The following is a 23,832-nucleotide window of genomic DNA, read 5'->3' as shown; positions in this document are numbered from 1 at the left end:
GACTTCGATGAAGACCTATGTGGCGCCGGACCTGGTGAGCGAGCTCGCCGCCACCGGCCGGCCCGTCGTGCTCTTCGGCGCGGGCGACATCGGCGTGCTCGCGCACGCCGCGCTGACCCGGCTGGGCGTGCGGGTCACCTGCTTCGCCGACGGCCGGCAGAGCAAGCAGGGCCAGACCCTGCGCGGCCTGACGATCCGGGCGCCGGAACGGCTGGCCGAGCTGCCCGCCGACTCCTGCGTCTTCCTGTGCGGGAACTACCTCACCACCATGACCGCGCGGCTGCGCGCGATGGGGTTCACCGACCTCCACGACTGCGTCGAGCTCCTCGACGGTTTCGACTTCCGCGACTGCGACACAGGCATGGACCTCGTGCTGATCGAGCGCAAGATCGCACTGCACAAGTGGGAGTGCCTGAAGGCCAGGGAGTCGGCCGACGACCCGCTCGTCCTGAAGTACCTCGACGTCGTGGTGACCGAGGCGTGCTCGATGAAGTGCCAGGACTGCTCGAACCTGATGCAGTACTACACCAAGCCCCGGCACAGCGACCTCGACCTGCTGGACAGCGCGGTGAGCCGCATCGTGGCCGCGATCGACGGGATCTACGAGTTCCGGGTGCTGGGCGGCGAGCCCTTCGTCAACCCCCGCGTGCACCGGGTGATCAGGAAGCTGACCGGCTACGAGCAGGTGCAGAAGGTGGTGATCTACACCAACGCCACCATCGTCCCGCGCGGCGAGAACCTCGACTGCCTGCGCCACGACAAGGTGGTCGTGGAGATCACCGACTACGGCGCGCACTCCAGGAAACACGACGAGCTGCTCGCCACGCTGCGCGAGAACGGCGTCACCCACCTGTCGAAGATCCCGGTCTGGACCGACTCCGGGCGGATCAGGTTCGTCGAGCGCAGCGACGCCGTGCTCGACGACATGTTCAGCAACTGCTGCGTCAACGACATCCTGACCCTGCTCAACGGCAAGCTCTACCGCTGCCCGTTCTCCGCGAACGGCACCAACCTGGGCGCCATCCCGGCCGACCCCGCCGACGTGGTGGACCTGACGGGCGACCTGTCGGGGGCCGAGCTGCGGGCCGGCATCCGGCGCCTGTACGGCAGGACGACGCACCTGCGGGCGTGCGGCTACTGCAACGGCCGCGACTACCGTACGCCCAGGATCGAGCCCGCCATCCAGATCCGCAAACCGCTTCCCCTCGTATGAGCCCGGCGAGCGGTGTCAGGGTCGCGGTCTTCCCCATCGACGCGATCGGGCACGTCAACCCGCTCCTGCCGATCGTGCGGGCGCTGGCCGGGCATCCCGACGTGGCGCAGGTGCGCAGCTTCGCGCCGGCCTCGCTCGGCCCGGCCCTCACGGCGGCGGGCGCGTGTCACGTGCCCGTCGAGGCCGCGGCCCCTTCCTCGTCGGTGCCGGTGGGGGTGTCGGAGCTGGCGTACCGGAGCTTCGTCGAGCCGCTCGCGGTCAGCGAGCGGATGACGGCGCGCGCCGCCGAGTTCCGCCCCGACGTCGTGCTGTACGACGTGTTCTGCGTGCACGGGCTGGTCGCCGCCCGCGCCCTCGGCGTGCCGTCGGCGTCGCTGGTCACCTTTCCCGGATACGGCGCGCTCGGCGAGCAGTTCGTGCTCCAGCACGCCTCCCGCGAGCCGGCCTCGGCCGGGCGGCGCTACCGGGCGCTGTATGGCTGGGATCCGCTGGAGGAGGGGCTGCTGCCCGTGCTCTTCCCGTCGCCGGACCTGTCGATCGTCACCGCGATCGAGTCGATGTCCAGGCGGGTGGACGCGGTGACGGCGCCCCGGCTGCACGCCGCACTGTCGCGCTACGAGGGCACCTGCGCGTTCGTCGGCCCGTCGGTGGGGGAGGCCGGGCCGCACGATCGCTCTGACCGGAGCTTCCCCTATGACGTCCTGGACGCGGCGCGGCGGGCGGGCCGCTCGATCGTGCTGTTCTCCCTCGGCACCGTGCTGACCGGCTTCAGGTTCGGCTCGCCGGTCGGCGGGGCGCCGAGCGGGCGCGCGTACCTGCTCGCCCTGCTCGACCACCTGATCGGCGCGCTCGGCGACCGTGACGACGTGCTCGTCGTGGTGGCGACCGGCTCCTCGCTGACCGCCGCCGACGAGCCCGCGTGGCCGGGCAACTTCGTGGTGCGCGCCTTCCTCCCGCAACGGGAGCTGCTGAACGGGTACGCCGACGCCTTCATCACCCACCACGGCACCAGCAGCACCGCCGAGAGCCTTCTCGCGGGCGTCCCGATGATCTCGGTGCCCGGCGTCGGCGACCAGCTCCCGAACGCCGAGATCGCCATCGCGGGCGGGGCGGCGGTGGCGCTCTGGGACCCGCACGACGTGTTCGCCACGGTGAACGCCGACCTGCTGGCCAAGGCCGTGCGGCAGGTGCTGCACGACCCGTCGTACCGGACGGCGTGCCTGACCCTCAGGGACAGGATGACCGCGGCGGGCGGCGCCCGGCGCGCGGCCGGACTGGTGGTGTCGCTCGGAAGGCGGTCGTCCAGGAGCGGGCCGATCGGGAGCCGGTCATGACGGCGACAGCAGCAGGCGGGCCAGCTCGGGGCGGCGGATCTTGCCCGTCGCCGTCCTGGGGATCGCGTCGAGGCGGACGACCCGGTTGGGCACCACACTGTGGGCGAAGGCGGCGAGCAGATGCGGACGCACGTTGACCGTCTCCGGCGCGTCCTCCGTGTGGACGACGGCCGCGACGATCTCCTCCCCGAGGTAGCGGTGCGGGGCCGCCACGCAGGCGGCGTCCCGCACGTACGGCACCGCCCGCAGCACCTTCTCCATCTCCTCCAGCGAGACGGACTCGCCGCCCACCTTCGCGATGTTCTTCAGCCGCCCGGTGACGAAGAAGAAGCCCCGGCCCGAGGCGTCGCGCAGCTCGAAGCCGAGGTCCTGGGAGTGGAACCAGCCGCCCTCGAACGCCTCCCGCGTCGCGGCCGGGTTGCCCGCGTAGCCGTTCATGACGTTGTGGCCGCGCATGCAGATCTCGCCGACCTCGCCGGGGGCTGCCCGCTCGCCGTCCCTGGTCAGCACGGCCACCTCGTTGCCGTGCACCGCGACCCCGATCGACGGCACGTCGACCTCGGTCAGGAAGCGCTTGACGTCCTTCTCCGGCAGGCCGGCCGGCATGGTGGTGGAGAAGTTGGTGGTCTCGGTGAGCCCGTACCCCTGCAGGACGCGGGCGCCGAGCCGCTTGCGGACGGCGCGGGCGGTCGCGGTGGGCAGCGGCGCGGCGGCCGAGACGAAGTAGCCGAACTCGGCGGGCAGCGAGGGACGCCGCCACGTGGCCGTCAGCGTCTCCAGGATGCTCGGCACCACGCTGGCGATGCGCGGCCGGTGCCGCTCGATGAGGCGCGGGTAGGCGAACGGGTCGAACCCGCCGGCCAGCACGACGTGCGCGCCCGCCATGAACGTGGCCATCAGCGAGAAGTGCACCCCGTTGACATGATGGATCGGCAGGCAGCCGAGCAACCGGTCGCCCGGGCCCAGCCCGTGGTGCCGGCGGACCGCCTCGGCGTTGGACACCACGTTGCGACGGGACTGGGCGACCAGCTTCGAGGCGGCGGTGGAGCCGGACGTACCGAAGTAGAACACGTCATCACCAGGGTCGGCGGCGGGCGCCGCGAACGGCCCGGCGTCGGGCAGGTCGTACGGCTCGGGGACGAGGATCGCCCCGGCGCAGGCGTCGTCGGGCACGGCGGCGGACCTCAGGACGGCCGTCACGCCGAGCGCCTCGGTCTGCTGCCGCAGCCGCGCCTCGGGATCGGCCGGGCTGAGGAACAGCACGCGGTATCCCGCGCGTACCGCGGCGAAAATCGTCAGCACCGACGTCAGCTCGTTGCGCGGAATGAGCCCGACGGTTTCGCAGCCGCCCAGCTCGCCTTTCAGCCAATACGCGAGCCGGCGGCTGCAGGCGTCGAGCTGCCGATAGGAAAGTGTGCGCTGCGCGCCCGCCCCGGCGGGGTCGCCGGTGATGTACGGAGCGTCGGGACGGGCTCGGAGATGCTCGTCGAAAAAGTCGGTGAAGCAGCTGCGCGCAGGCGCGGCGGAGGGGTAACGATGCACGTCGGCCACGGATCATCAGCCCTTGTCGGAAGTGATCGATCGACCGAGGATAACACTGTGGATGAGCTTCATGAAATAGTCACGAGTCTTATCGAGAAAACTCTGGGAATGGCCGCCGGAGAGCTCGGCCCAGACACCGAACTGAACTCCGCCGGGCTTACCTCCCTGCGTATGGTGGAATTGCTGACGGAGCTTGAGGAACGCCTTTCCATCGAATTCCCGGACGAAATGATCGAGCCGGGGACGTTCCGCAGCGCGCGGTCCCTCACCGACTCGGTGCGCCGCCTGGTGCTCTGAGGGGCGCGGGCAGCGGTGGCGTCGTGACGCGCGCGGGCCGGTTCTGTCGGCGGCGATCCCTACCGTATGCGGCATGATCACACACCCCCCGATGAGCGGCGCGTGGCCGGGCGTGCGCGCGGCCATCAGCGCCGGCGACCCCGCCCGGGTCGCGACCGCGGTGCTGGCCCTCGACGAGGCCGGGCGCCGCGAGGTGGCCCGCGAGCTGCCCGGCCACATCGCCGACGCCAGGCAGGCGGTCGTCGAACGCGACCGCGGCGGCTGGTCAGGGAGCGAGGACTGGATCGAGCCCATGCGCGTCGCGGGCGCGGGTGTGCTCGGCGGGGCGGCGGCCGTCGCCACCTGGCTCTACCGGCGCGAGTTCACCCGCTGGTGGCCGGCGCGCGACCTCGGGCCCCTGCTGCGGGTGATCGCCGCCCGGCCGCCGCAGTGGCAGGCCGACCTCGCCGTACGCCTGGCGCTGCGCCTGCGCGGCACCCGGACCCAGGCCAGGGACGACAGCGTGCCGCTGGCCCTGGAGCTGCTGCGCCGCACCGGCGCCGCCCCGCCCGACCACGACCCGCTGACCACCGCCTGGGTGTCCCAGCCGCCGCCCGACCTGGCCCTGGATCCGCTGGCCTGGCACCTGCTGCCCCGGCTGTTCGAGGCCGAGGGGGTGGGGCGGGCGCTGAGCAACGACACCGCCGACCCGCCCGACTGGGATCGCAGCCGGCGCACCTGGCTGGGGGCGCTGCGCGCGGCGGTCGCGGTGGGCACGCTCGCGCCCGAGCCGCTGGTCGACGGCTGCGTGCGCCGCTTCCTGCGCGGCGGCAGCGCCACCGACCTGCGCTTCTTCGTCCGGCTGCACGAGCTGCTCGTCCCAGCCCGGGACCGCACCGGCGACCACCTGCAACGGCCGCCCACCGCGCCCACCGCGTCCACCGCGCCCACTGCGTCGGCCGCGTGCGCGGTGCCCTCTTCGCCTCGGCGCGCGGCCGAGTCGCCGCTGCGGGAGCCGCCCGCCCCTCCCGGGAACGCATCCGCGACTACCTGCGCCTACTGCCCGCCGCCCCCGGCCCGGTGGCCGAGCTGGCGTTGCGGCAGGTGCGGCGGGCGGGCGGGCTGAGCGGTGCGGAGCTGGGGGAGGCGGTGTCGGCGCTGCTGTTCCGCCCCGAGACGAAGCTGGTACGCGCCGGCCTGACCCTGCTCGACCAGTCCGCCCGCGACACCCCCGGCGACCTCGACGCCCTCGCCCCCGCCCTCGCCTCGGCCTTCCTCTGCGAGTCGTACGAGGTACGCGAGCGCACAGTACGCCTGGCAGTCAAGCACGCGAGCCGCTTCACCCCGGCCGGGGCCGAAGCCGTACGCGCTGCCGCCGGTGTCCTGCCGCCCGAGCTGGCGGCGACGCTGGCCCAGGCGTACGGCGAGGTGGCACCAGAGGAGGAGCCCGAGCCGGCCGACGGGTTCGTGCCAGGGGAGCTGCCGCCCTTCGAGCCGCCCGCCCGCGAGCCCTTCCCCCCACCGCTCGACGACCTGACCACCACCTGCAAGCGGGTCGGCGAGGGCGTCACCTTCGAGCGCTGGCTCGACGCCTTCGTCCGCGACCCGTCGAAACGGCCCTGCCCCGAGCCCGGCCACCTCTACGGGCGGCGCCACTGGTACGAGCTCAGCGACTGGCTGCAGGCGCTGCTGCGCGAGGCGGCCGATCCCGGCCGGGAGCCACCCATCCCGGAGCCCGAAGAGGAGGAGTCCCGGTTCGGCAGCCAGGTCATCCTCATGAGCGCTGGCGAGGAAGTCGGCCAGGCGGAGCTCCAAGAAATGTTCGCCGCCTTGCGCAGCAAGAGGCGCGGCGGGGTGGTGGAGCAACCACCGCGTGACCGGCTGCCGGACCTGCGGCACATCTCGGCCCCGCACCACGTGATGCTGCTGCGCTGCGCCGAGATCCACGCCGCGCTGAAGGCTGGGACGCTGCCCCCGTACCTGCTGGCCACCCCGACCCTCACCTCCGGCCACCTCGACCCCGCCGAGCTGGTCGCCCGCGTCGAGGGGTACGAGCGGGCAGGCGTCCAGGCGCTGCCCGCCGACCTCGGGCAGGCGCTGCTGCGGCTGCCGCGCGAGGTGGACGCGGAGGTGATCGAGCGGGCGGCGAAGCTGACCTCGGAGGCGGGCACCAGGCTGGCGCGCTGGCTGGCAGACCGGCCGCGGCCGGAGCTGCGCGTGGACTGGTCGCACGCCGGCGGCCACTACACGCACGACCGGGAGAAGGGCACGCACAGCCCGCGGTTGCACCCCCGCATCCGGATCGAGCCGACGGGGCTGGCGTCGATCGACCTGCTGCTGTCCGACCCGGACCCCTACGGGTACGGCGACGAGCGCGGCAAGTACATGCAGTCCTGGTCGATGACGCTGCCCTGCGACCGGGAGGCGGTCGCCATGCATCTCCTGCCGCACCTGCTCAACACATGGGAGCGGCCCGGCTACTTCGACCGGTACGTGGCCGGGCTGCTCTCGCAGGACGGGCCGGTGGGCGAGGCGATGGCGCTGCTGATCGCCGTCCAGCTCGCCGAGCGCGGCACGTACGGCTGGCCGGAGCGCGGCCAGGCGCTGCTGCTGGGTGCGGCTGCCGCCGGGTGCCTGCCCGCCGTGGAGTGCGGGCGGCAGCTCGGGCTGTGCCTGCGGCGGGACGTGGCCAAGATGAGCGCCGTACGCGTGGCGTTGGAGGCCTGCGCGGAGCAGGGGGCGCACCGGGAGGTGTGGGAGGTCATGACGGGGCTGCTGTCCGTCTACCTGCCCGGCCCGGACGAACGGCCGCACGCCGGTCACACCCAGGCCCTCACGTTCGCGAGCGACGCCGCCCGCTGGGCCGGAGCGGGCGACGCCACCCCGGACCCCACCCCGGACCCCACCGCCAGCCGGGCCGGAGCGGGCGGCACCGTCCCCGTGCTCGCCGAGGTGGCGGCCCGCAAGGGATCGAGCGCCTTCCTGCGCGCGGCCCGCACCCTGCGCCACCAACTGCTCGCACAAGTAAAGGAGGGCTGACGAGAGCGGCCCGCCACCCCGGCGGGCCCGCGATGGGCCTAGCATTTCGCAGGTGACCAGCTACGACGATCATGACGCCTTCGAGTACGTGGACTTCTCGGCCCTGCCCCAGCGCCAGCAGCGGATCCTGGCCACGATCCGGGACTGGGTGGCCAGGTACGGCTACCCGCCGAGCACCCGCGAGCTGGGCCGCGCCGTCGGGCTGAGGTCGCCCTCGTCGGTCTCGAAGCACCTGAGAAGCCTGGAGGAGCGTGGGCTGCTGCGCCGGGGCACGACGGTGACCCGGTCGATCGACGTGCGCCCGTTCCTGCGGGCCGCCGCGCCGGAGCAGCCCGCGGACCTGGTGAGCGTGCCCGTGGTCGGCGACATCGCCGCCGGCAGCCCCATCCTGGCCGAGGAGCACCTGGACGAGGCGCTGACCCTGCCGCGCGACCTCACCGGCAGGGGCACCGTGTTCGGCCTCCGGGTCAGGGGCGACTCGATGATCGACGCCGCGATCTGCGACGGCGACATCGTGGTCGTCCGGCAGCAGCCGGAGGCGCACTCGGGCCAGATCGTCGCCGCGATGATCGACGGCGAGGCCACCGTCAAGGTGTACCGGCGGCGCGGCGGGCACGTCCTCCTCGAACCCCGCAACCCCGCCTACGACGTGATCGACGGCGACGAGGCCGTGGTGCTGGGCGTGGTGGTCTCGGTCCTGCGCAGCGTCTGAGCGGTACGCGCCGCCGTCGCGCCGGTGCCGCCGGGGAAGGTGACGACGACCGCCTCCTCGCTCACGGCGACCGTGACGGCCTCCCGCAACGCACCCGGATGCACCTGGTCGCCCGACAGCACGACCAGGGAGACGTGCAGGCCGGGCGTGCCGGAGTGCAGGCAGGGGATGGCCGAGTGCGGGCCGAAGGCGTTCGACTCGACCTCCCGCGCCACCTCGGCCCGCTCCCACCCGTACAGGCCGATGACGGCGGAGGTGAGGCCGTCGGCGCGGCGGGCCAGCGCCCACCCGTCGCCGCTGACCGAGGCGGGCGGGCCGGCGTCGGACAGGGCGTAGCCGCCCTCGCGCACCGTGCCGCCGCCCGGCTCGCCCGTGATCTCGTGGACGCGTACCTCCCAGGGGCCGGACACGGTGGAGGTGGTGGTGACCACGGCTCCCGTGCCGGTCTCGTACGAGGAGGAGGCGGTGGTGTCGTGGCAGATCAGCGGCCGGATCGCGGTCCGGCGCGAGGGGAGGCCGTCCGGCCCGACGAGGGCGAGGTGGTTGTCGAGGTCGCGGGCCCAGGCGTGCTCGGCCGCCTCGGGCGCGGTGCGGGTGGAGTAGGCGAGCTTGGCGTAGTGCGGGTCGTCAGGCGGGGCGCCGTGGTCGCTGCCGTGGTTGAGCAGGCGGACGATCCCGTCGTGGCGGGTGCCGTGCAGGAGCAGGCCGGCGGCGGGGACGGCCGCGGTCACGTCCCGCTCGTCGATGGGCAGCGGCTGCTCGCACTCGGTCCACACCGGGTGGTCGGGAGGCAGCAGCAGGCCGACGAAGGCCTTCGAGGCCCAGTACGGCGACGCCGGCCCCGAGTACGCCTGCGTCACCGGCAGGAACGGCTCGTACCAGCCGAGGGAGAGCAGCCCGTCAGGCGAGGGCACGCCGCGCTCGGCGAAGTGGCGGGCCACGGAGGAGGCCAGCCTGCGGGTCTGCCCGGGCGTGAGCGGGGTGGCGTCGGCGAGTGCGCCCAGCCAGACGGGCGCGACGGCGGCGAACCGGTAGGTGAGCGAGCGCCCCTGATGCAGGGGCGCGCCGTCGGAGCCGAAGAAGTGCTGGTAGGTGCCCAGGAACTCGCGCAGCCGCCCCGCGTAGGTCGCGGCCCGCTCGGCGTCGCCCGACATGCGCGTCCACAGCAGCGGATACAGGTGCAGTGCCCAGCCGCAGTAGTGGTCGAAGTTCCTGGAGCCGCCGTCGGTGTACCAGCCGTCGCCGACGTACCAGTCCTCGATGCGCTCCAGGCCCCGGTCGATCTCCCGCTGCTCGTACGGCCCGCCGACGGACTTGAGGAACTCCTCCGTCACCGTCTGGAACAACACCCAGTTGTTGTCCCAGGTCCGCTTCCCGACGAACCCGCCGAGCCAGTCGACCACCCGCTCCCGCACGCCGTCGTCGAGCCGGTCCCACAACCACGGCCGGGTCTCGTGCAGGCCGATCGCGATCGAGGCGGCCTCCACCAGCTGCTGCGACCGGTCGGTCAGCACGGGCCAGGACTCGCCGCTCGACGGGTCGGTGCCGGCGGCGAGCCCACCGGCGTACCGTTCGACCAGGTGCGGCACGTCCCCGCCCGCGCCCGCGATGCGGAACGACGCGGCCAGGAACGTCCGCGCGAACCCCTCCAGCCCGTCCAGCTCCACCCCCGACCAGCTCGCCCGCCCCGGCAGCCGGAACTGCGCCCGCCCCGGTGAGGCGTACGGCATGACGGCCTCCAGCAGGTGGTCGGCCAGGGCCTCCCAGTGGGCGCGGGTCCAGCCGGTGCGCGGGGAGAGCAGGCGGTCGGACGGGGGGAGCGGGAGGTAGGGAGGGAGCATGTGCGGCCTTTCAGTCGGTGGGCGGGGTGGGAGCTCTTCCTGGAGATCATGGCCGCGCGGCCAGCCGACGCACACGTGTGTCAACACGCGAAACGGGCCACACCGGACAGGAGCCGTCCCCTATGATGCTTGCCTCGATCCGGTAACGCCCCCTGAGGAGACGAGTGCGTCGCCGTGTTGTCCGATGAGTGATCCAGACCTGCGCTTCTCGGTGCTCGGCCCGGTGCGTGCCTGGCGGGACGGCGCCGAGCTGGACGTCGGCTCGCCGCAGCAGCGCCTGGTGCTGGCGGTGCTGCTGACGGCCGGAGGCCGGGTGGTCGGCCAGGACCAGCTGCTCGACGCGCTCTGGGGCCAGGCCCGGCCGCGCAGCGCCGTCGGCACCCTGCGTACCTACGTCTCCCGGCTGCGCGCCGTGCTCGGCGCGGAGGTGATCGCCTCCGTCGGCAGCGGGTACGCGCTCACCACCGGCACCTGCGACCTCGCCGACCTGGACGAGCTGGCCCGGCAGGGCCGGCCCGGCGAGGCGCTGGCCCTCTGGCAGGGAGAGCCGCTGGCCGGGCTGGACGGCGGGTACGCGCACGCGCAGCGGGCCCGCCTGGCGGAGCGGCGGCTCGCGCTGCTGGAGCGCAGGCTCGGCGAGGACGTCGAGGAGGGCAGGCACGCGGAGGTCGTCGCCGAGCTCACCACGCTCTGCGCGGAGCACCCGGTCAGGGAACGGCTGGCGGGCCTGCTGATGACGGCGCTGTACCGCTCGGGCAGGCAGGCCGAGGCGATCGGCGTGTTCACCGACCTGCGCAAGCTGCTGGCCGACGAGCTGGGCGTCGATCCGTCGCCGGAGCTGGCCGAGCTGTACCGGCGGATCATCACGGCCGACGCCGCGTTCGGCGCCCGGCCGCAGGAGGCGGCCCCGGCCGCCAAGCCGGTGCCGGCCGCCAAGCCGGTGCCGCGCCAGTTGCCCGCCGACATGACGGACTTCACCGGCAGGCAGCCGGACGTCGAGCAGGTGACGCGGGCGCTGCGCGAGGGCGGCGGCTCGGCGCTGGTCATCTCGGCCGTGGCGGGCGCCGGCGGCATGGGCAAGACCACCCTGGCCGTGCACGTGGCGCACCGGCTGGCCGCCGCCTACCCCGACGGCCAGCTCTTCGTGGACCTCCAGGGCGCCGGGCCGCGCCCGCTGGCGCCGGAGGTCGTGCTGGGCGGGTTCCTGCGCTCGCTGGGGGCGGACGCGGCGGGCGTCCCGGAGGAGCTGGACGAGCGGGCCGCGCTCTACCGGTCGGTGCTGGCCGAGCGGCGGGTGCTGGTACTGCTGGACAACGCGGCGAGCGCGGCGCAGGTGCGCCCGCTGCTGCCGGGCACCGCCGGCTGCGCGGTGCTGGTGACGAGCCGAGCCAGGCTGGCCGCGCTCTCGGGCGCCAGGCATCTCGGCCTGGAGGCGATGCGCCCGGAGGAGTCGCTGGCGCTGCTGGCCAAGGTGGTGGGGCAGGAGCGGGTGGCCGCCGAGCGGGAGGCGGCGCACGAGCTGATGCGGGCGTGCGGCTACCTGCCGCTGGCGATCAGGATCGTGGCCTCGCGGCTGGCGGCGCGCCCCGGCTGGAGCCTGGCCAGGATGCTCGGGCGGATGGCCGACGAGCGGCGCCGCCTGGCCGAGCTGCGGGTGGACGACCTGGCCGTGGAGGCGACGTTCGCCCTCGGGTACGACCAGCTCGACGAGGCGCACGCCAGGGCGTTCCGGCTGCTGGCGGTGCCGAACGCGGCCGGGCTGACCGCGCCCGCCGCGGCGGCGGTGCTGGACGTGCCGGAGGCCGAGGCGGAGGAGCTGTGCGAGGCCCTGGTGAACGTGCACCTGATGGAGTCGCCGGCGCCCGGCCGCTACCGCCATCACGACCTGCTCAAGCTCTACGCCCGCTCCCGCCTGGAGGGCGAGGACGTCCGGCGGCAGGTGCTCGACCGGCTGCTCGGCCACTACCTGGCGGCCATGGCCTGGATCATCGGCGAGATGTACCCCGGCGACCCGGTGCTCGACCCAGCCAGGACGTACGGCCCCCGGCCGCCGTTCGCGGACCTGGACGCCGCGATCGAGTGGGGGCAGGCCGAGGAGCAGGGCATGCTGTGCTGCCTGCACCAGCTCGCCGAGACGCCGGGCACCGGGCTGCGGGACGCGGTGTCGCTGTTCGACATGATGAGCCTGGTCTTCGACTTCGAGTCGAGCACCACCGCGTACGAGCAGATGGCGGAGCGGCTCGTCGCGGCGGCGGCGGAGCGCGGCGACCGGGCCACCGAGGCGCACGCCCGTCGCAAGCGCGGCGAGATCCTCTACTCCCGCAGGGCCGTCGAGGCGGCCGCCGCGGAGAGCAGGGCCGTGCGGGCGTGCGGCGAGGCCCGCCTGGTCGACCACGCGGGCGCGGTCAACGTGCTCGCCATGCTCGCGCACGACCGCCGGGCCTACGAGGAGGCCACCGCGCTGTACGAGGAGGCGATCACCACCTGGCGGGCGCTCGGCCACCGCTCGGAGGAGGCCGTCATCATGGGCAACCTGGCGCTCGTGCTGGCCGAGGCCGGCCGGGGCGCGGAGGGGGTGCGGGCCGGGGAGCTGGCCGCCGACATCACCCGCGAGCTGAGCGGCGGCAGGCCGAACCCGCAGATCGTCTACCAGCTGGGCGTCGCGCTGGGCGCGGCCGGCCGCCACGAGGAGGCCCTGGCCCGCTTCGGCGAGGGCCGCGCGGAGTTCCGCCGGCTCAAGCAGCGCGCCTGGGAGGGCCTGACGTTGCGCCGGATGGCCGAGACCCACCTCGGCATGGGCCGGCCGGACCGGGCCGTGGACCACGCCGAGGAGTCGCTGGCCATGCTGCACGAGGCCGACCGGGGCTGGATGCGCGGCAAGGCGCTCGCCGTGCTCGGCCAGGCGCTGAGCGGGCTCGGCCGGCTCAGCCGGGCCAGGGCCTGCCTGGCCGAGGCGCTGACGATCATGGAGCGGCAGGGCTCACCCGACGCGGCGGACGTGCGCGCCCTGCTGGCCGGCCTCGACCCGCCCCGGGTCTCCTACTCCTCGGCGAGCGAGCCGCAGGTGTAACCCTTCTCCCGCTCGGGGTCGAGCTGGATGGAGCCCAGGTTGGTCGTCTCCATGGGGCGGCGGAACGTCTCGTACTTGTCGCAGTCGTAGAAGACGTACGTGCCGTCGCTCTCGCCGAGCAGCATCATCCAGCGGCCGTCGTAGAGCGGCTTGTCGTCCTCGGCGTTCTTGATGATCGTCCACTGGTCCTGGAAGCCGACGTAGCTGAGCAGCTCGTTGGCCTGCCCGGTCTCCTGGACCTCCAGCGCGCCCCTGACCATCGCCAGGATCAGCAGGAAGCCCAGGCCGACCCCGGTGAGGGCGCCGAGCAGGACCTTGGTCGCGGCGCGGCCGACCGGCCTGCGGCGCAGCAGCCTGAACGGCACCAGGAACGTCACCACGCCGAGCCCCACGGCGATGACGACCATGACGGCCAGGTCGAGGTCACCGAAGATGTTGAACAATCCCCAGTACGTGGCGCCGCACCACAGCGCGGCGAGCAGCGCGGCCACCCACGGCCGCCGCCGGACGGCCTGCACCGCCCTGCTGAGCGCGCCGCGGGTCACCTTGTCGGCCACCCAGCAGAGCGCGACGGCGAAGCCGAGCGTGGGGATGGCGATCAGCAGCATCAGGATCAGCGTGCCCATGAGGCGGCCCAGCAGCACGGACTGGTCGATGCCTGCCTGCTGGGGGCTGATGCCGAAGACGCTGTACATCTCCTCGACACCGAGGTAGAGCACGGCGTAGAGGGTCACGCCGATGGGCACGATGACGGAGCCGATGCGCTCGATCAGGTAGAGGACACCGCCGTTGCCCTCCTCGCCGTTGCCTTCGCCGTCGGGGGCGTCGCTCGCGGGGAGCGTATGGGGAGCGGTCTGTTCTACCGCGACCTGGTCAGTGGACATGGCGCACGAGGATAGAGCCTGCGTGTCGACGGATCATTGACGGATGCTCGACGACGCAGGTGATCGGACGGGTGCGGCCTGTTGTTCCGTTCCTCTACCACCCAGCGTGCCGCAAGAAACATCGGATGAGAAGTCTTGTTACGGCCCTGTTTCGATGCTATCTCCTTGGACCAAGGCTCCTGTGATCGGAGGATTCCGTGCCGCACCCCCCGAGGCGACGCTTCAGCAGCGCCCTGATCGTCGCCTTGACGCTTGCCGCCGGCCTGTCCGCACCCGCCGGTGCGACCGCCGCCATCGCTGAGACACCCGATGACTTATCCCTCTGGTACGACCAGCCCGCCACCGACTGGGAGACCCAGGCCCTGCCCATCGGCAACGGCCCCCTGGGCGCCATGGTCTTCGGCGGCGTGGCGACCGAGCAGCTCCAGTTCAACGAGAAGACGTTGTGGACCGGCGGCCCCGGCGCCGCCGGGTACGACCACGGCAACTGGCGGACCCCGCGGCCCGGCGCCATCGCCGAGGTCCAGCAGCGGATCGACCGCGACGGCCGGATGACGCCGAACGACGTGGCCGCCAAGCTGGGCCAGCCCAAGACGGGGTTCGGGGCGTATCAGACCTTCGGCGACCTGTTCCTCGACTTCGGCCACACGGCGCCCACCGGCTACCGGCGCGAGCTGAGCCTGCGCGAGGCCGTGGCCCGCGTCGGGTACACCGCGGACGGCGTGCGCCACTCCCGCGAGTACTTCGCCAGCAACCCCGGCAACGTGATCGTCGGCAGGGTCTCCGCCGACCAGGGCGGCAAGGTGTCGTTCACCCTGCGGCACACCTCGCCGCGCGGCGACAAGACCGTCACGGCCTCCGGCGGCAGGCTCACCATCCGCGGTGCCCTGCGCGACAACGGCATGAAGTTCGAGGCCCAGGTGCAGGTCCTCACCGAGGGCGGCACGCGGACGGACGCAGGCGACAGGATCACCGTCTCCGGAGCCGACAGCGCGGTCTTCGTGCTGTCGGCCGGCACCGACTACGCCGGCACCTACCCCGCCTACCGGGGCGAGGACCCGCACGCCAAGGTCACCGCCGCCGTGGACGCCGCCGCGGCCAAGGGCTACGAGCAGCTCAGGCAGGCGCACGTCGCCGACTACCGCAAGCTGTTCGACCGGGTGCGGCTCGACCTCGGCGGCAGCACGCCCGCCGTGCCCACCGACCAGCTGCGCAGGAACTACACCGGCGGCGTCTCGGCCGACGACAGGGCGCTGGAGGCGCTGTTCTTCGCCTACGGCCGCTACCTGCTCATCTCCTCCTCCCGGGAGAACGACCTGCTCCCGGCGAACCTGCAAGGCGTGTGGAACAACGTCACCAACCCGCCCTGGTCGGCCGACTACCACGTCAACATCAACCTGCAGATGAACTACTGGCTCGCCGAGCAGACCAACCTGCACGAGACGACCACGCCGTACGACCGCTACATCACCGCGCTGGTGGCCCCGGGCCGCAAGACCGCCCAGGACCTGTACGGCGCCCGCGGCTGGGTGGTCAACAACGAGACCAACCCGTTCGGCTTCACCGGCGTGCACGACTACGCCAGCTCCTTCTGGTTCCCCGAGGCGGCGGCCTGGACCACCCAGCACCTGTACGACACCTACCGCTTCACGGGTGACGAGGCCTACCTGCGCGAGACCGCGTACCCGGTGCTCAAGGGCGCGGCCGAGTTCTGGCTCGACTTCCTGCACACCGACCCGCGCGACGGCAAGCTCGTCGTCTCGCCGAGCTACTCGCCCGAGCACGGCGACTTCTCGGCGGGCGCGGCGATGTCGCAGCAGATCGTCCGCGAGGTGTTCACCAACGCCCTGGCGGCGGCGAGGAAGCTGAAGACGGACGCGGGTTTCCAGGACGAGGTGAGCGCGGCCCTGGCCGAGCTCGACCCCGGCCTGCGCGTCGGCTCCTGGGGCCAGCTCCAGGAGTGGAAGAGCGACTGGGACTCCAGGACCGACACCCACCGGCACGTCTCCCACCTGTACGCCCTGCACCCCGGCAACCAGATCCTGCCCGGAACCCCGGAGGCCGAGGCGGCGAAGGTGTCGCTGACGGCGCGCGGCGACGGCGGCACCGGCTGGTCCAAGGCGTGGAAGATCAACTTCTGGGCGCGGCTGCTGGACGGCGACCACGCGCACAAGATGCTGGCCGAGCAGCTCAAGGCGTCCACGCTGGACAACCTGTGGGACACCCACCCGCCGTTCCAGATCGACGGCAACTTCGGCGCCACCTCCGGCGTCGCCGAGATGCTGCTGCAGAGCCAGCACGACGTGGTGCACGTGCTGCCCGCGTTGCCCAGCACCTGGCGCGACGGCTCCGTCCAGGGCCTGCGCGCCCGCGGCGACGTCACCGTGGACGCCGCCTGGAAGGACGGCGCCCCCGACACGATCACCGTCCGGCCGGGCAGGACCGGGCCGATCAAGGTCAGGTCGTCGTTCATCGCCGGCCGTTACCGCGTCCACGACGAGCAGGGGCACGAGGTGGGGCCGCGCCGCGACGGCGACACGCTGAGCTGGAACGCCCGCGCGGGCAAGACGTACACGATCCAGAACGAGGCCGCCGTCACCCTGCAGGCGCCCGCCACCGCCACCCCTGGCACGCCGTTCGAGGCGCGGGTCACCGTCGCGGCCACCCGCCGCAGGTCGGTGCCCGCCGCCGACGTGACGCTCACCGTGCCGCAGGGCTGGACCGCCGCGCCGGCGACCCGGCACCTGGCGGGCGTGGCGCCCGGCCGGTCGCGTACCGCCACCTTCACCGTCACGCCGGGGCCGGCCGACGGCTCGCGGCGGGCGGTGCTGTCCGCCTCGGTCGCCGGCGACTCGTGGCGGGGCGCGGCCTCCGCCGTGCTCGCATTGGAGCCGTGCGCGCCCGCCCCGGCCGGCTCCGTCCTGGTCGCCTGGGACCCGAAGGAGGGCGCAACGGTCGCCGACAGCTCCGGCAACGGCCGTGACGCCACCGTCGCGGGCGGCACCGCCGCCTACGACCCCGCCGCCCCGTCGGGCAGCGGGCTGGTGCTCGACGGCAGCACGTACCTGACCACCGCGAACACCACGCTCGGCGTGGTGCGTGAGGCCACGTTCGCCGCCGAGGTGAAGGTCCAGGGCAGCGGCTACCGCAGGCTGTTCGACTCCCAGCCGTCCGGCGACCCGGGCACCGACGGCGTGCTCATCGACGTCACCCCGTCGCACCAGGTGCGCTTCATCGGCGCCGGCGCGAACGTCACCCTCAACGCCACCCTGCCCACCGGCCGCTGGCTGGACCTCGTGGTCACCCTCGACCGCACCGGCACGCTCGCCCTCTACGTGGACGGCACGCGCGTGGCCACCGGCCAGGTCGGCGCCGACGGCATCACCGGCTGCGCCGCCCGGCCGCTGCGCTTCGGCGCCGACCAGGGCGGCGGCCAGCGCATGACCGGAGGCGTGGATCGCGCCGCCATCCTGTCCAGGACGCTGACCGCCGAGGAGGTGCGGACCTGGCGGGAGCTGGCCTTCTGACCTCGTGAGCCCGCGCCGGGCGGAGCGGCGGCTCCGCCCGGCGTCGTCCAGGAACCCCCGCCGCGCGCACAACAGGGGACGGTGATCGAGTTCGCGGGGGAGAAAAATCAGTCGCTCCTCGCGTACGGACTGCGGCAGCATGACGACGGCGGGTATCGGCGTTCGGGGAGGGCGGATGACTGTGCTCGGGACACGCGAAGGCTCCGGAGACACTCCGTCCCCGCGTAAATCCTCGATCCTGCTGGTCCTGCGCTACTACTTCGGCGAGCTCAGGCGCCAGTGGCGGGTCGCCGCGCCGGCCCTGACGCTGCCGGCCCTGGGCAACGTCTGCCTGTACTACCTGGCGCCGCTGGCGGTGGCCGCACTCGTCGGGCACCTGGCCGGCGGCGGTGACGGCGCCGTGGACGCGCTGCTGCCGTACGTGCTCGCCTTCGGCGGCCTGCTGCTGGCGGGCGAGGTGTTCTGGCGGGTGGGCCTGCACTTCCTCAACCGGACGGACGCGCGCGGCATCGAGCGGCTCGGCGTCGTCGGCATGGACGAGCTGCTCGTCAAGGACGCCGCGTTCTTCCACGACAACTTCGCCGGCTCGCTGACCAAGCGGGTGCTGGGCTTCTCCAGCAGGTTCGAGGACTTCGTCGACACGATGACGTTCTCCATCATGGCCAAGCTGGTGCCGCTGACCTTCGCCTCGGTGGTGCTGTGGAGTTACGACCCGCTGCTGGTCATCGTGCTGCTGGGGCTCATCGTCGTCACCGGCTTCCTCGTCGCCCCGCTCATCCGCCGCCGCCAGGCGCTGGTGGACGAGCGCGAGGCGGCCAAGGTGCGGGTGTCGGGTCACGTGGCCGACGTGCTGTCCAACATGGACACCGTACGCGCGTTCGCCGCCGAGGACCGCGAGGCCACCGAGCACCGCGCCAGGATCGCCGAGCAGACCAGGCTGTCGCTGCGCTCGTGGGACTACGGCAACCTGCGCGTCGACACCGTCGTCGCGCCGATGTCGGTGCTGACCAGCGCCGTGGGCCTGCTCCTGGCCGTGGCGCTGCGCGGCGGGCTGGGGGTGGAGGCCATCGTGGTGACCTTCACCTACTACACGAACACGATCAGCATCATGTTCGAGTTCAACCAGATCTACCGGCGCCTGGAGAGCGTGCTCACGGAGGCCGCGCAGTTCACCGAGCTGCTGCTCGACCCGCCGACCGTGGTGGACCCGCCCGACCCGCAGCCGCTGCGGCCCGCCGACGCGAGCGTGCGCTTCGAGCGGGTGCGCTTCGCCTACGGCGACGGGCCGCCCCTGTTCGACCGCCTCGATCTCGACATCCCCAGCGGCACCAGGATCGGGCTGGTCGGCCAGTCCGGCGGCGGCAAGAGCACGCTCACCCGGCTGCTGCTGCGGCTGATGGACATCGACGGCGGCCGCATCCTCATCGGCGGCCAGGACATCGCCCGGCTGCGCCAGGCCGACCTGCGCAGCCTCATCGCGTACGTGCCGCAGGAGCCGGCCATGTTCCACCGGTCGATCCGCGACAACATCGCCTTCGCCCGGCCGGACGCCACCGACGCCGAGATCCTCCAGGCGGCGCGGGCGGCGCACGTCACGGAGTTCGCCGAGTCGCTGCCCGACGGGTTCGACACGCTGGTGGGGGAGCGCGGCGTCAAGCTCTCCGGCGGCCAGCGGCAACGCCTGGCCCTGGCTCGCGCCATCCTGCGGGACGCGCCGATCCTGCTGCTGGACGAGGCCACGAGCGCTCTCGACTCCGAAAGCGAGCTGCTCGTCCAGGAGGCCCTGTGGCGGCTGATGCAGGGGCGCACCGCGCTCGTGGTCGCCCACCGGCTGAGCACGGTCGTCCGGATGGACCGGCTCGTCGTGCTCAACAAGGGCCGCATCGTCGAGCAGGGCACCCACGGCGAGCTGCTCCAGGCGCAGGGCCCGTACGCCAGGCTCTGGCGGCACCAGTCGGGCGGCTTCCTCATCGACGACGACGTCACCGACGAGGGCGAGCCGGAGGGGGAGGCGCTGGCCGGCGCCCGCGAGGGCAGGCTCGACTGACCAGGCGGGCTCAGCAGCCGGACAGCTTGGCGAAGCGCTCGCCGATGAGGCGGTGGGTGGCGGCGTCCGGGTGGAGCTCGTCGGGCAGCGGCAGCTCGGCGTGGTCGGCCTCGCCGTAGAGGTCGCGGCCGTCGAGGTAGCGCAAGTGCGGGTCGCCGGCCCGCCGCTGCTCGACGATGCGGGCCAGCTCCTCCCGGATGACGCCCAGCGTCAGCTTGCCCGCGGCCCGCTCGGCGGGGTCGCCGGTGGCGCGGAAGCGCAGCCTGCCGGTGCTGAGCGCGGCGAAGTCGAACGCGCCGGGCCCCGGGGTGTCCTCGTGGATGGGGCAGTAGAGGGGCGAGACGACCAGCAGCGGCGCGGTCGGATGGCCCTCACGGATGGTGTCGAGGAAGCCGTGCACCGCCGGGCCGAACGCGCGCAGCCGCATCAGGTCGGCGTTGACCAGGTTGATGCCGATCTTGACGCTGATCAGGTCCGCGGGCGTGTCCCGCATGGCGCGGGCGGTGAACGGGTCGAGCAGCGCGCTCCCGCCCATCCCGAGGTTGATCAGCTCCAGCCCGGCCAGGGAGGCGGCCAGGGCCGGCCACGTGGTGCTGGGGCTCGCCGCGTCGGAGCCGTGGCTGATCGAGCTGCCGTGGTGCAGCCACACCCTGCGCCCGCGGCCGGGCAGCGGCTCGATCGCGGCGTCGGTACGCAGCGCGACCAGCTCGGTGGTCTCGTTGTGCGGCAGCCACAGCTCGACGTCCTTCTCCCGCGCGGGCAGCCCGGTGAAGCGGACGGTGCCGACCGGGCCGGGCCGGTGCTCGGCGGAGCCGGTGGCGAGGTCGACGGTCACCGTATCGCCGTCGGGCAAGCTCGCCTGGCCGGTCAGGCGGCCGTCGACGAGCAGGTCGTACACGCCGTCGGGGCGGGGCGGCGCGCCCAGGTAGACGCGCTTGGTGGGCAGCGCGTCCAGCTCGACGGTGGTGGCCGTGGTGCGGAAGGCCAGCCGCACGCCGGAGGGCTGCGACTCGGCCACGGCGAGCTGGCCGTCGGCGCACTGCGCGCGGGCCCGCGCGGGCAGCCGGTGCGGCAGCAGGCCGTGCTCGGTGCGCTCCAGGTCGGCGGCGCCGCGGACGAGGGTCTCGGTGATGGGGGTGGTGATGAGCATGATGTCAGCCGATCGCTACAGGTCTTCGGTGGCCGCGGGGGGCCAGTTGCGCAGGAGGGCGTCGAGGGCGTCCATGGTGCGGGACCAGGTCTGCTGGGTGTCGGGCGCGCTGTGGTCGAACCCGCCGCCCAGCTCCAGGCTGACGTAGCCGTGGAAGACGCTGCCCAGCAGTCGTACGGCGTGCGTCTGGTCGGGCTCGGCCAGGTCGTAGCCGCGCAGGATGGCCCGTGTCAGCTGCGCGTGCCGCACGCCCGCGCCGGCGGCCGCCGTCTCCGGGTCGAGCCTGAGCTGGGCGGCGGCGTAGCGGCCAGGGTGCTCGCGGGCGTAGTCGCGGTAGACGCCGGCGAGGGCGGTCAGCGCGTCCTTGCCCGCCCGCCCGGCCAGCGCCTCGGCCGCCCGGTCGGCCATCTCCTCCAAGGCGAGCAGCGCGATCCTCGTCTTGAGGTCGTGGGAGCTCTTCACGTGCGAGTACAGGCTCGCCACCTTGACGTCGAACCGCCTGGCCACGGCCGAGACGGTCACCTGGTCGAACCCGATCTCGTCGGCCAGCTCCGCGCCCGCCCGCACCAGACGCTCCGCGGTCAGCCCTGCCCGTGCCATAACCCTGCCTCCATTTGCCGCAACACAGTATGCAAATACCTAAAGGCTTTAGGCAATTCAATGGCGGCCACAGTTGGTCGGCCCGTGGAGGAACGAAGCATTCCGTTCTGATAGAGTGGGGTCCACGGCGGAGAGTTCCGCCGGATGCACAGAGGAGGACGAAGATGATCCTGGTAGTCGGGGCCACGGCCCACTTCGGTCGGCAGACCGTCGAAGCGCTCGCCGCCGAGGGGCACCGGGTCAGGGCGCTGAGCCGCACCCCGGAGAGGGCAGGGCTGCCCGCCGGGGTCGAGGTCGTGCGGGGCGACCTGACGCAGGAGGAGACGCTCGCGCCGGCGCTGAGCGGGGTGCGCGCCCTCTTCCTCGTCCTGCCGTACGGCATGGAGGCGGCGCCGCTGCTGCGTGCCGCGCGGCGGGCCGGAGTCGGCCGGATCGTGTTCCTGTCCTCCGGGGCCGTGATCGACGGGGCCGACCGGCAGCCCGACGTGATCGCCGCCTACCACCACGGCGTCGAGCAGGCCGTCAAGGCCACCGGGGCCGAGTGGACGATCCTGCGGCTGTTCTTCCCGGCCGTCAACTCGCTGTCGTACGCCATGCAGCTCGGCGGCTCCGACGTCGTGCGCGGCGCGTACGCCGGCGCCACCAGCGCGCCCGTCCACGAGGGCGACGTCGCCGCGGTGGCGGCCCGGGTGCTGACCGGCGACGGGCACGCGGGCCGGGTGTACGAGCTGACGGGGCCCCAGTCCATGACCCAGGCCGAGCAGGTGCGCGTGCTCGGCACGGTGCTCGGCCGACCGCTGAGCTTCGAGGAGCTCGACGCCGGGCCGGTCAGGGCGCAGCTCGGCCAGTTCATGGACCCGGCGTTCGTCAACGCGCTGTTCGACCTGATGGAGGCGACGGTGGGCAAGCCGGCGCCGGTCAACTCCGTCGTCGAGGACCTCACCGGCCGCCCCGCCCGCACCTACGCCCAGTGGGTCGCCGACCACCGCGCCGACTTCAGCTGAGCCCGTCTGGGCAGTGCCCATGGGCCACAGCCGTGCTCGACGCCGGACTTTCCGGCAACCGGTTGCTGAACGACCCCCGCCCGCCTCAGCGTGGCAGGTCGGGCGTGCTCTCCACCGTCCGCAACTCGCTGAAGAGCCGCAACGTCAACCGGCGCGGCCGCAGCAACGGCACCCCGGGCAGGCGCAGGCTCCAGGAGGAGAACGCCGTCTCCAGCACGATCTTCTCGTAGGGCCGCTCACCCGGGATCTGCCTGCACAACACGGACACCTCCCGGCACACCTCCTGCTGCCCGTACCGCAGCCAGGCCCGCCCTTCGCGGTCCAGGTCGGCCGCCTCCCACCACAGGTCCCGCTGCCCGCCGCGCCGGGAGGGCAGCGGCAGCCGCAGCGCGAAGCCCGCCAGCTCACCGCCCGGCCGCAGGTAGAAGGCGCCGTCGAGACCGGGAAGCGTATACAGGGGGTCCTTGGACGTGCTCGTCGTAAGCGTCGCCTCGGTGGCGTCCATGGCGATCCGCCAGGCCATGATTCACCTCGCTGTCACTCAGGTACCTCTAAGACGTCCTGGCGGTCGCGTTTGTGACACCCTGGCGGGGTTCCTATGATGCGGATCACACCTGCGCGGATCGCGTCACACTCGGGGCCCCCGGCGAGCTCTTGATCGTGGATACGACGGCACCGGCACGGGGAGCGGGGATGGAGCAGACGCAGACACAGGAGAGCAGGGCCTCCCGGTTGTTCGCCGGCCATCGCGAGCTGCTGTTCTCCATCGTCTACAACATGCTGGGCACGGTCGGCGACACCGAGGACGTGCTCCAGGAGACCTGGCTGGCGTGGTCGGCCAAGGACCTGGAGACGATCGAGAACCACCGCGCCTACCTGGTGCGCATCGCGGTCAACCAGGCCCTGGCCCACCAGAGCGCGCTGCGCAGGCGCAAGGAGACCTACCTGGGCCCGTGGCTGCCCGAGCCGCTGGCCACAGACGCGGCCGATCCCGCCGTACGGGCGGAGTCGGTGTCGATCGCCATGCTGGTGGTCCTGGAGACGCTCACCCCGCTGGAGCGGGCGGTGTTCGTGCTGCACGAGGTGTTCGCCTACCGGCACACCGAGATCGCCGGGATGATCGACCGCAGCCCGGCCGCGGTCCGCCAGATCGCGCACCGGGCCCGCGAGCACGTGCAGGCGCGGCGGCCCAGGGCCAGGATCGACCGGCGGACGCACCAGGCGGTCACCGAGCGGTTCGTGGAGGCGGCGTTCGGCGGCGACCTGGGCGCGCTGATGGAGCTGCTCGCGCCGGACGTCACGCTGTGGCCCGACGGCGGCGGCAAGTCGGCGGTGGGCGGGCCGCGCCCGATCCGCGGCCGGGACAAGGTGGCGCGCACGATCGTCGCGGGCACCCGCCACAACCAGGACGTCGAGCTGCGCTACCAGCAGGTCAACGGCGACCCGTCCGTGGTGCTGCTGTCGGAGGAGGGGCCGTTCGCCGTGATGGTGCTGGACCTGACCGCCGACGGCGAGCAGGTACGGGACGTCTACGTCCTGAGCAACCCCGACAAGCTCGCCAGCATCCCCGAGTGACATGGCGGAGCCCCCGAC

17 protein-coding genes are annotated in these 23,832 nt (G+C 73.1%); 11 read left to right on the top strand and 6 right to left on the bottom strand.

The features are described from left to right. The first annotated feature begins 7 nt into the window (after positions 1-7). Together LCN96_RS44625 and LCN96_RS44620 are read left to right on the top strand one after the other, a co-directional pair. Complete coding sequence (locus tag LCN96_RS44625; protein WP_225268450.1) at positions 8-1,213, top strand: radical SAM protein; 1,206 nt, start codon at positions 8-10, stop codon at positions 1,211-1,213. After that, positions 1,210-2,547 carry a nucleotide disphospho-sugar-binding domain-containing protein gene (locus LCN96_RS44620; RefSeq protein WP_225268449.1) on the top strand — a complete coding sequence of 446 codons (1,338 nt, stop codon included), beginning with the start codon at positions 1,210-1,212 and terminating at the stop codon, positions 2,545-2,547. The genes LCN96_RS44625 and LCN96_RS44620 overlap by 4 nt, the downstream gene beginning before the upstream one ends. Here the strand turns inward: LCN96_RS44620 and LCN96_RS44615 are convergent. Continuing rightward, entirely contained in the window at positions 2,542-4,098 is a 1,557-nt protein-coding gene (locus tag LCN96_RS44615) for a class I adenylate-forming enzyme family protein (protein ID WP_225268448.1), read from the bottom strand. The two genes, LCN96_RS44620 and LCN96_RS44615, sit on opposite strands and share 6 nt — an antisense overlap. Positions 4,099-4,146: 48 nt before the next feature. Here LCN96_RS44615 and LCN96_RS44610 point away from each other — a divergent pair, with 48 nt between their 5' ends. The 4 genes from LCN96_RS44610 to lexA all read left to right on the top strand — a co-directional run bounded on the left by LCN96_RS44610 (position 4,147) and on the right by lexA (position 8,116). Continuing rightward, positions 4,147-4,386, top strand: a complete 240-nt coding sequence (locus tag LCN96_RS44610) for a phosphopantetheine-binding protein (protein WP_225268447.1) — start codon at positions 4,147-4,149, stop codon at positions 4,384-4,386. Positions 4,387-4,459: 73 nt separating this feature from the next. Next, complete coding sequence (locus LCN96_RS44605) at positions 4,460-5,491, top strand: hypothetical protein (protein WP_225268446.1); 1,032 nt, start codon at positions 4,460-4,462, stop codon at positions 5,489-5,491. Positions 5,492-6,141: 650 nt separating this feature from the next. Continuing rightward, a complete protein-coding gene (locus tag LCN96_RS44600) occupies positions 6,142-7,404 on the top strand; it encodes a DUF7824 domain-containing protein (RefSeq protein WP_225276198.1) in 1,263 nt (420 codons plus the stop codon). A 43-nt stretch (positions 7,405-7,447) separates the two neighbouring features. Further along, positions 7,448-8,116, top strand: a complete 669-nt coding sequence (gene lexA / locus LCN96_RS44595) for a transcriptional repressor LexA (RefSeq protein WP_449867121.1) — start codon at positions 7,448-7,450, stop codon at positions 8,114-8,116. On the opposite strand, the gene LCN96_RS44590 is transcribed toward lexA, so the two are convergent. After that, the gene (locus tag LCN96_RS44590; RefSeq protein WP_225268444.1) at positions 8,047-9,957 is read right to left on the bottom strand and encodes a DUF2264 domain-containing protein; all 1,911 of its coding nucleotides are present in this window, start codon (positions 9,955-9,957) and stop codon (positions 8,047-8,049) included. The genes lexA and LCN96_RS44590 overlap by 70 nt on opposite strands. A gap of 184 nt (positions 9,958-10,141) precedes the next feature. On the opposite strand from LCN96_RS44590, the gene LCN96_RS44585 reads away from it, so the two are divergent. Continuing rightward, complete coding sequence (locus LCN96_RS44585; RefSeq protein ID WP_225268443.1) at positions 10,142-13,027, top strand: AfsR/SARP family transcriptional regulator; 2,886 nt, start codon at positions 10,142-10,144, stop codon at positions 13,025-13,027. Here the strand turns inward: LCN96_RS44585 and LCN96_RS44580 are convergent. Further along, the gene (locus LCN96_RS44580) at positions 12,997-13,911 is read right to left on the bottom strand and encodes a hypothetical protein (protein ID WP_225268442.1); all 915 of its coding nucleotides are present in this window, start codon (positions 13,909-13,911) and stop codon (positions 12,997-12,999) included. The two genes, LCN96_RS44585 and LCN96_RS44580, sit on opposite strands and share 31 nt — an antisense overlap. Positions 13,912-14,156: 245 nt before the next feature. Between LCN96_RS44580 and LCN96_RS44575 the strand changes: the two genes are divergently transcribed. Both LCN96_RS44575 and LCN96_RS44570 read left to right on the top strand, forming a co-directional pair. Continuing rightward, positions 14,157-17,438 carry a glycosyl hydrolase family 95 catalytic domain-containing protein gene (locus tag LCN96_RS44575; RefSeq protein WP_225268441.1) on the top strand — a complete coding sequence of 1,094 codons (3,282 nt, stop codon included), beginning with the start codon at positions 14,157-14,159 and terminating at the stop codon, positions 17,436-17,438. Between the two features lie 175 nt (positions 17,439-17,613). Beyond that, on the top strand, positions 17,614-19,485 hold the full coding sequence (locus LCN96_RS44570) for an ABC transporter ATP-binding protein (protein ID WP_225268440.1): 1,872 nt from the start codon (positions 17,614-17,616) through the stop codon (positions 19,483-19,485). Positions 19,486-19,495: 10 nt separating this feature from the next. On the opposite strand, the gene LCN96_RS44565 is transcribed toward LCN96_RS44570, so the two are convergent. Both LCN96_RS44565 and LCN96_RS44560 read right to left on the bottom strand, forming a co-directional pair. Further along, positions 19,496-20,635 (bottom strand): GDSL-type esterase/lipase family protein, encoded by a 1,140-nt coding sequence (locus tag LCN96_RS44565; protein WP_225268439.1) that lies wholly within the window; start codon positions 20,633-20,635, stop codon positions 19,496-19,498. Between the two features lie 15 nt (positions 20,636-20,650). Further along, positions 20,651-21,235: a TetR/AcrR family transcriptional regulator gene (locus LCN96_RS44560; RefSeq protein WP_225268438.1), complete on the bottom strand. Its 585-nt coding sequence runs from the start codon at positions 21,233-21,235 to the stop codon at positions 20,651-20,653. Between the two features lie 164 nt (positions 21,236-21,399). On the opposite strand from LCN96_RS44560, the gene LCN96_RS44555 reads away from it, so the two are divergent. After that, a complete protein-coding gene (locus LCN96_RS44555) occupies positions 21,400-22,239 on the top strand; it encodes an SDR family oxidoreductase (RefSeq protein WP_225268437.1) in 840 nt (279 codons plus the stop codon). An 85-nt stretch (positions 22,240-22,324) separates the two neighbouring features. On the opposite strand, the gene LCN96_RS44550 is transcribed toward LCN96_RS44555, so the two are convergent. Then, positions 22,325-22,762: a hypothetical protein gene (locus LCN96_RS44550; RefSeq protein WP_225268436.1), complete on the bottom strand. Its 438-nt coding sequence runs from the start codon at positions 22,760-22,762 to the stop codon at positions 22,325-22,327. 170 nt (positions 22,763-22,932) lie between these two features. Here LCN96_RS44550 and sigJ point away from each other — a divergent pair, with 170 nt between their 5' ends. After that, entirely contained in the window at positions 22,933-23,814 is an 882-nt protein-coding gene (gene sigJ / locus LCN96_RS44545; protein WP_225268435.1) for an RNA polymerase sigma factor SigJ, read from the top strand. The last annotated feature ends 18 nt before the right edge of the window (positions 23,815-23,832 follow it).

The sequence above is a fragment of the Nonomuraea gerenzanensis genome (assembly GCF_020215645.1).
In the GTDB taxonomy this organism is placed as follows: domain Bacteria; phylum Actinomycetota; class Actinomycetes; order Streptosporangiales; family Streptosporangiaceae; genus Nonomuraea; species Nonomuraea gerenzanensis.
The sequence above is the reverse complement of the archived record's forward strand: the minus strand, read 5'-3'. Positions and strand labels throughout refer to the sequence as shown.